The organism is Coleofasciculus sp., from assembly GCF_046539235.1.
Classification (GTDB): Bacteria; Cyanobacteriota; Cyanobacteriia; order Cyanobacteriales; family Coleofasciculaceae; genus Coleofasciculus.
On the sequence record NZ_JBKHHI010000514.1, the window covers coordinates 1 to 4,148 of the forward strand.

The following is a 4,148-nucleotide window of genomic DNA, read 5'->3' on the forward strand; positions in this document are numbered from 1 at the left end:
CCAATGACCAATGACCAATGACCAATGACCAATGACCAATGACCAATGACCAATTCTTAACTTGGCGTCAGTGACAGTTCAGGATGCTTGGTGATTATTTGATTAATCGGAATAGCGATAATGAACTCTGATCCGACACCGGGTTGAGACCGACAAGTTAACTGACCCCCATGGTTTTCTACAATAATTTGATAGCTAATCGATAGACCCAATCCGGTGCCTTTCCCTAGGGGCTTGGTGGTATAAAATGGAGCAAAAAGTTTTTGGCAGACGTCTGGACTCATCCCTGGACCATTATCGGCAATCCGAATCACAGCATGAGGTATTTTTGGGCAATAACTTACTCCAGGTTTCTCAATACTAATATCCTGAACCTCAGTGCTAATTTTAATTTGATGAGGAGTATTTCCACCTGAAGCTTCCAATACATCTACAGCATTAGTGAGTAAATTCATGAACACTTGATTGATTTGCCCTGCATAACAATCGACTGGGGGTAACTTGCCATAGTCTTTAATCACAGTAACTTCAGGATGCTCAACGCTAGGTTTCAGGCGATGTTGCAAAATCAACAGAGTACTTTCAAGTCCTTCATGAATATCAGCGGACTTCATTTCAGTTTGGTCAGCCTTGAGAAATTTTTGTAGAGACAAAACCACCTGCCGAATTCGGTTAGCTCCCACCTTCATTGAATTCAGTAGTTTTGGCATATCTGCCATCAAGAAATCTAGATCAATTTCTGTGATTCGTTTCTGAATATCGGCTACGGGTTGGGGATAGTGAATGCCATAGAGTTCGACTAACTGCATTAAATCGCGCAGATAACAGATGGCGTAATCGATATTGCCGTAAATAAAACTGACAGGATTATTGATTTCATGAGCAACCCCAGCAACCACTTGCCCCAAACTTGACATTTTTTCTGTGTGAATCAGTTTGGTTTGAGCTTGTTGCAGCTTCTGTAATAAATCAGTGACGTAGTGAGTTTCTTCTGCCAACGCCACTTCTGTTTGCTGGTGCAGAGCAATCTCTTGTTTCAACCGCTCATTGATTTGCAACAGTTCAGCAGTTCGTTTAGCGACTCGTTTTTCTAACTCATCATTCGTTCGTTTTAGGGTTTCCTGAGCAAATTGGCGTTCTGTAATATCTTGTGTTACCCTAGCAAACCCCCGTAATTGACCGTCTTCTCCCCGTAAGGCAGTAATCACAACATTAGCGAAGAATGTTGAGCCATCCTTACGCACTCGCCAGCCTTCTTCTTCAACACGACCTTGCTGTGCAGCTATGTTTAAGGACTTGTCCGGTTGTCCCTGGGCTATATCCTTAGGGGTATAAAAACAACGGACATGTTGACCCAGAATTTCTGCGGCGCGATATTGTTTAATTCGTTCGGCACCAGGATTCCAGCTTACGATTTTACCCTCTGGATCGAGCATAATAATGGCGTAGTCTTTGACGCCATCGACCAATAAACGAAACCGTTCTTCGCTTTCCCGGTGTGCGGCTTCAGCTTCCCGGCGTTGGGTATTATCGCGAGCAACCGCATAAATTTGGTTCTGCGTGTGACATAAGGTGATGTTCCATAACAGCCACTTATAGGAGCCATCTTTGCAGCGGTATCGATTTTCAAAGGAGACAATTTCCTCGCAGTCCCTGAGCTTTTGCAGTTGCTTCAAGGTCATCTGCTGATCCTCTGGATGCACCCATTCAATCCAGGGGCGGGCTTTAAATTCTTGGCTACTATATCCCAAGATTCGCTCACACATCGGGTTAACTTGCTGCCAATAGCCATCAGGACTGGCAATGAAAAACAAATCGAGGGTCAGGGTTAAAAATTTGTCTTGATTGCTACAAAACGCATGGTTATTTTGTGTTATATCTCCCTGAGACTTAGGGATAGGGGGTTCTGCTGTTTGGATGATCATCGATTACTTACCTGATTGATGAGACTCAATTGTGCGAGTGAGAGAAACTCAAAATGATACTACAGGTCTCTCAAATACCTAAACCGACTTGGCTGAGTCGCTATATTATCTGGAAAAGCCCAATAACAGCTAGACCTCTGAAGTCTATCTATTTTTTGTCAAACATAGCTGTTGTGGTCAGGCAAGCAGATACACCCTTGAGTAATGATAAAGCTTTTGGATTTTTATCGCTAGTTTATTCTCTAATATATATTCTCTCAATTCAAAAGACAAAAGACAAATCAAAACTTAGACAATCAGCCAGGGAAGCCATAGAGCTAAACTCAGTAAGCTGAGAAATAAAATGGGTAACGTCAGAATTAGGCTCAGGCGAATATAGTACAACCAATGTAGGCGTAACCCTTGACGCGCTAAAACCTTGAACCAAATTAACGTGGATAAACTACCCAAAGGAGTAATTTTGGCTCCCAGGGTACATCCAATCACATTCGCGTACTCCATGATTTCCCGAATCGCTGGATCACTGGTTGTGTCTGAAATTGCTATAGCATTCAGCAACACAGTGGGTAAATTTTGAAATAAGTTTGACAGCCCAGTGGCAAGAAAACCGGTGCCTATTGCTGTCAGGGTTAACCCCCAACTGGAGAGGGCGTCTAGCTGATGGGTGATGACATGACTCATACCAACTTGACCTAAACCCAGGACGACACCATACATCAGGACGCTAAACCCAATCAATTGCCAGGGAATTTCCTGCCAAACTTTGCTCACAGAAATAATCGGTGTGGTATTTGGCAGAAACCCGCGTCTCGCCAATCCTAGCAGAATCAACGCCGCGATCGCCGGCACGATCCAAGTCGGCAGAGAATGGTCTTGGGCAATCCAGTATGCCAGAGGTAGACTGGCTAAAATAAACATGCCCCATCGACAAACCAAGGGATCACGAATGGCTTGGCCTGGTGGCGGCAGGTGAGTAAGTTTGTAGGTGTATCGAATATCCCGATGGAAGTAGAACCAGAAGCTGGCTAAACTGGTTGCGATCGCGACGAATGTCACCGGGGTCATCACCAGAATATAGCGAAACCCGGAAATGTCGCCATAGTTTACCGCCAGCAGGTTGACCGGATTGCTCACCGGGAACAATAAGCTAGCAGCTTCAGTGATAAAACTAACCGTAAAGACAACAGCGAACAGGGTTTTAGCCCTGAGGCGTAGTAAACAAAGGATCTCCATCACCGGGGAAATCCAGATTAATGCCATACCCACATTGGTTAAAACAACCGTTCCCAATGCTGCCAAAAGTCCGCACAAAAGGAAAAGCAGACGCCCTTGACCTATCCCCAAAACCGTTAATTGTAGCGCTAAAGAGCGCCAAAACCCGGCTTCATCCAGAATCCGGCACAGAATGAGTAGGGCAATCAATGTGAGTATAGTATTGCCAACGGTTGCACTAACTCTAAGTTCGTCCATTAAGGACATATCGCTAACCAGAGTAAAAATCCCCCTTGTTAATGCACCCAATCCGATGCCCAATCCTCGCAGTTGCCAGATAATCAGGATAAGCGTGAACAGAAAAATCAATAGTGCCACACAAAGAAGCCTGTTTAATCACTGATGACCCTTTAGCACTAATAATTCTATGGTTTGTCGCCCTAATCCTGCCTTAATGTATATCCGTGATGCCACTGAGGTAGATTTGCCTGCGATCGTGGAAATTTACAATTCGGCTGTTCCCAGTCGCATTGCCACCGCCGATCTAGAACCTATCTCAGTTGAAAGCCGTATCGCTTGGTATCAAGAACATAAACCAAACAGCTACCCTCTTTGGGTCATGGACTGCCATGAACGATCCAATTCTACAGGTCAAATTGCTGGTTGGCTCAGTTTTCAGTCCTTCTTAGTCCGCCCAGCCTACCATGCAACGGCTGAACTTAGCGTCTACGTGTCTCCCGATTTTCGGCGTCAAGGAATAGGACAACAACTGCTGCAACGCGCCATCAAACAGAGTCCTAAGTTAGGATTCAATACCTTAGTGGCATTAATCTTTGCTCACAACCAACCCAGCCTACACCTCTTTCAAAAATATGGCTTCCAACGTTGGGGTTATTTACCTCAAATAGCGGATATGGGTCACATTGAGCGTGATTTGGTAATTATGGGACGTCGAGTTTGTTGATTGTTCATTGTTGATTGTTCATTGTTGATTGTTCATTGTTGATTGTT

Annotated in this window: 3 protein-coding genes; 1 reads left to right on the forward strand and 2 read right to left on the reverse strand. The window is 44.5% G+C overall.

Annotated features, from left to right (window positions below; translation table 11 throughout):
- Positions 1-56 precede the first annotated feature (56 nt).
- Together ACLFWI_RS27750 and ACLFWI_RS27755 are read right to left on the reverse strand one after the other, a co-directional pair.
- The gene (locus ACLFWI_RS27750; RefSeq protein ID WP_446415617.1) at positions 57-1,925 is read right to left on the reverse strand and encodes a PAS domain-containing sensor histidine kinase; all 1,869 of its coding nucleotides are present in this window, start codon (positions 1,923-1,925) and stop codon (positions 57-59) included.
- A 288-nt stretch (positions 1,926-2,213) separates the two neighbouring features.
- Positions 2,214-3,515 carry an ArsB/NhaD family transporter gene (locus ACLFWI_RS27755; RefSeq protein ID WP_446415618.1) on the reverse strand — a complete coding sequence of 434 codons (1,302 nt, stop codon included), beginning with the start codon at positions 3,513-3,515 and terminating at the stop codon, positions 2,214-2,216.
- Between the two features lie 49 nt (positions 3,516-3,564).
- Between ACLFWI_RS27755 and ACLFWI_RS27760 the strand changes: the two genes are divergently transcribed.
- The gene (locus ACLFWI_RS27760) at positions 3,565-4,101 is read left to right on the forward strand and encodes an N-acetyltransferase family protein (protein ID WP_446415619.1); all 537 of its coding nucleotides are present in this window, start codon (positions 3,565-3,567) and stop codon (positions 4,099-4,101) included.
- Positions 4,102-4,148: the final 47 nt, after the last annotated feature.